The following is a 4262-nucleotide window of genomic DNA, read 5'->3' as shown; positions in this document are numbered from 1 at the left end:
TACCGAAGGCTTCGCTGCTGTGCGGGGTGACACGCCTGGCGTGACCGGATCGGTGCTTTGATCCCTGATCACACCAGTTACCAAACAGGCCCTAGGAGGGGCCGCCGACGACGCGGTCGCGGATCGCGGTGTCGAAGGCCTCGGCGAACGCGTTGCCCGGGCACTCGGTGTCCAGCCAGTCCCGGTGCCGCGAGATCGCGTCGCCCGGCGTGACGGCGCCCGTGACGGGGTTCACGTACCCGATCCTCTCCGACGGGTCGACGCCGGTCACGGCGCACAGCAGGCGCAGCACGGCCACGAGGGAGTCCTGGGCCGCGTCCGTGGGCAGCTCCTCGGTGAAGTCGCCGAGCAGGCACACCCCCACGTTGCCGTGGTTGAAGCCGAACGCGTGCCCTGCGGTCACCGCGCGCGCCCGGCCCGGGGACGGGACCCCGGAGAAGACGGGCACACCGTCCCCGCCCGAGTGGCGCCCCTCGTAGACCGTCCCCTCCGGGTCGATGAGCACGTGGTAGCCGATGTCGCCCCACGCCTGCTCGACCGCGTGCAGGTAGTGGACCGCCCGCACGTCCGCCGCGGGGTCGTCGCCCGTGGGCATGGCGGTGTGGTGCACGGTCAGCGCCTGCACGGGGTGGAACTCGGGGGCCCACAGGTCCTCACCCTCCTCGCCGAAGCGCCACGACTCGTCGGCGCCCCAGCCGGCCCGGGTACGGAAGGGGATACCGGCGCGGGCGGCGGAGGAGCCGGGGGACAGCGTCACCCGCCCGGGCCCGCCGAGGCGCAGCTCCTCGCCGTCGGTGAGGTTCACGGCGGCGGTGCGCCCGCTGGGCCCGGCCTCGTAGCCGGTGGCGCCCTCCGGCGCGCGCACCAGCGCGACGGCGGACGGCTCGCGGTCGTCACGCCCCCCGGTGTGCAGGTGGACGGGGCGCCACGGCCCGAGGCCGTCGGCGGTCTCGAAGCGGATCGCCGTGTCCCTGCCGCCGGGGGCGCCGGTGACCGCCACCATGTCGAAGCGCCTCTCCGGCCTGACCAGCCCGGTGGAGGAGGAGCGCTCGGCCAGGACCCGCGGGGCCGTGCCGTCGGACGCGGTCCCGGCGAGGGCGGGGCGGGGTGAGGGCAGAGCGGTCCCCAGCGCGGCCAGGCCGGCGGCGGCGGTGGCCCCGGTGAGGAAGGTGCGCCTGTGCATCGTGTGTCCATTCCGTTCGGATCGGTCGGTTCCGGATCGCGCCCGCCGGGGGCAGGGGGAGTGCGCACACCCTGGCACAGACGGCTTCCCGCGGCACGCGCGACAGGACGGAGGGCGGGGCTGAGGACGTCTTCGGCGGGCAGGATGTCTGACATGTCGTCATGTGCGTGGTTCTCGGACGTGGCGGAACGCGGCGGCCGTGAAGAGGGCGGGCGGCCCCGGGCGCCGGACCGCCGGCGGCGCCCCGCCCCGCGCGGAGCTGCGCCACCCACGGTGACGCCGAGGTCGGCGACGGGCCCCCGACTTCGCCGTGGACGCCCGCGGCGGCGCTCCACCGGACCGGCCCGGGCGCACACGCCCCGGCCCGGGACGGAAGGGGAGAGGGACTCCGTACCCCCCGCGTGCCCGCGCGGTCTCTGGCACAGTTGGTGGTGACTTGGGGACCCCGGCGACGGAGCCGGGGCCGACCGTCCGGGTCCGGGGAACCCGTTCGCGGGGGACGAACACCGCGGACTACGCTTACCGGTCTGCGCCGGAGCAAGCGGAACGGGCAGTCGACACACCTCTCTCGGGGAGCGATCATGACCAACGATGACCGCGGGGACGCCCGGAGCGGCGGGGACGGCGAACACGAGCCGTCCCGCTGGAGGAGCGGAAAACCCGCTCCAGGGCTCGGTTCCCGCGTCGGCGGCCTGCTGGACGGGCTCCCGGAGAGCGGACGCGGCACCCAGGCGCGTGCGCCGCACGCGGCGGGAGGGCCGGCCACCCCGTTCCGGCTCGGGGCGCCCGCGCCCCCGCAGCCCCCGCCGCGACCGGAGGCGGGGGAGCCGGTGCCGCAGGGCCCGCCACCGGAGGAGCCCGGGGCCGAGGACCCGGCGGAGCCGCAGCCGGGAGCCCCAACCGAGGACGCGGCGGACCGGCACGCCACCGCGCCCCGGGAGGCTCCCGCCGCGAGCGAGCCCTCCCCGGACATGCCCCCGCCCTCGGGACCCCCGCTCCGGCCCAACGTGATCCCCCTCCGGGGCGACCGGGCCGCGGAGCCGGCCGTCACCGGACCGCACGACCCCGACGGGCCGACCACGAACCACGGACACGCGGACCAGCACCCCGCGACCACCGAGCCGGAACAGGGCATGTACGCACACGAAGCAGCCGCGCCCCCTCCCGGGCCGCAGCACACCGGGCCGTCACGGCCCGCCTCCGACCCGGCCCGGGCCCGATCGGCCCCCGCACCGGCGTCCGCCGGGACCGGGGAGCCCCGGGACCCGCGGGCGCACCCGGAACCCGAGGGGGCGGGGGCCGACCCCCGGCCGGCCCCCGCCTTCGACGACGCCGAGCGCGCCGCGGTCTACCGCGCCCTCCGCGGGCGGCACGACGCCCGGACGCGCTTCCGACCCGACCCCGTCCCCCACGGCGTGCTCACCCGGGTCCTCGAAGCGGCCCACCAGGCGCCGAGCGTGGGCCACTCGCAGCCCTGGGACTTCGTCGTCGTCCAGGACCCCGCCCTGCGCTCACGCGTGCGCGACCTCGCCCTCGCCGGGCGCGAGGCCCTGGCGGACGCACCGCACGGAACCCGCGCCCTCGACGGGGCCGAGGTCGAGGCCGTCCTCGAGGCGCCGGTCAACATCGCCGTCACCGTCGACCCCGCCCGCGGCGCCCGCCACGTCCGAGGCCGCCACGCCAGGCCCGAGAGCGCGTCCCACGCCGCGGCGCTCGCGGTGGAGAACCTCCGGATCGCCGCCCGGGCGGAGGGCCTCGGCGTCGCCTGGGTGGGCCACGTCGACGCATCCGACATCGCCCGCGCCCTCGAACTCCCCTCGTACCTCGGCGTGGTCGCCTACCTCTGTGTCGGGCTCGTCGAGGAGTTCCCCGCCGAGTCCGAGCCCGCCCCCGCCGGCTGGGCGGACGAACGCCCCCTGTCCTGGGCGGTGCACCACGACCGCTACGGCCGCCGAGGTCTGCCCGGCCAGGAGCCGACGAGCCTGCTGGAGGAGACCATCACCGCCATCGGAGCGCTGGACACCCGGGTGCTGGAGGAGGCCCGGGACCGGCAGGACCGGATGACCAAGCCGCCGGGCTCCCTCGGGGTCCTGGAGGACATCTCGGTGCAGCTCGCCGGGCTGGCCGGGGAGTGCCCCCCGCCGATCCCCGAGCCCGCCGCGGTCGCCGTCTTCGCGGGCGACCACGGGGTGCACGCCCAGGGGGTGACCCCCTGGCCCCAGGAGGTCACCGCCCAGATGGTGCACAACTTCCTGGAGGGGGGAGCGGTCGTCAACGCCCTCGCCAGGCAGGTGGGGGCAGGAGTCACGGTGGTGGACGTCGGCGTCGTCGGCGACCTGCCCGGAGCCGCCGGGCTGCTGCCCCGCAAGGTCGCGCGCGGCACCGCGGACTTCACCCGGGGGCCCGCGATGACACGCGAGCAGGCCCTCCAGGCCCTGGAGGGCGGCATCGAGGTCGCCCGCGACCTGGTGTCGGCAGGCAACAGGTGCCTCGTCACCGGTGACATGGGGATCGCCAACACGACTCCGGCGGCGGCCCTGGTCTGCGCCTTCACCGGGGCCGACCCGGCGCGGGCCACCGGCCGGGGCACCGGCGTGGACGACGCCACGTTCGAGCACAAGGTCGACGTGGTGCGCCGGGCCCTGGCCGCCAACCCGGTCGACCCCGCCGACCCCATCGGCACCCTCGCCGCGCTGGGCGGGCTGGAGCACGCGGCCCTGGCCGGGTTCGTGCTGGGCGGCGCCGCGCTGCGCGTTCCGGTCCTGTTGGACGGGGTCATCGCCGGGTCGGCCGCCCTCGCCGCCGCGGCCATCTCGCCCGAGGCCCTCGGCGCGTGCTTCGCCGGGCACCGCTCGAGCGAGCCCGGCCACTCGCTGGCCCTGGACCACCTGGGGCTGCGCCCCCTGGTCGACCTGGAGCTGCGCCTGGGCGAGGGCTCCGGCGCACTGCTGGCACTCCCCCTGCTCCAGGGCGCCGCGCGGGTCCTGCGCGACGTCGCCACCTTCGACGACGCGGGCGTCTCCACCGCCCACGCCTAGGGTGCCGAGGGGCCGGTCCGCCGAGGGGCCCGCCCCTCGGC

At 77.4% G+C, this 4262-nt stretch carries 2 protein-coding genes; one reads left to right on the top strand and one right to left on the bottom strand.

What is annotated here, in order from left to right; translation table 11 throughout:
• Positions 1-91: 91 nt before the first annotated feature.
• Complete coding sequence (locus tag ACWGL3_RS31280; RefSeq protein WP_267948558.1) at positions 92-1183, bottom strand: peptidoglycan recognition protein family protein; 1092 nt, start codon at positions 1181-1183, stop codon at positions 92-94.
• Between the two features lie 581 nt (positions 1184-1764).
• On the opposite strand from ACWGL3_RS31280, the gene cobT reads away from it, so the two are divergent.
• Positions 1765-4221: a nicotinate-nucleotide--dimethylbenzimidazole phosphoribosyltransferase gene (gene cobT / locus ACWGL3_RS31275; protein WP_452462128.1), complete on the top strand. Its 2457-nt coding sequence runs from the start codon at positions 1765-1767 to the stop codon at positions 4219-4221.
• Positions 4222-4262: the final 41 nt, after the last annotated feature.

Source organism: Nocardiopsis sp. NPDC055824 (assembly GCF_053616335.1).
This window is presented reverse-complemented; position numbering and strand designations above follow the sequence as displayed.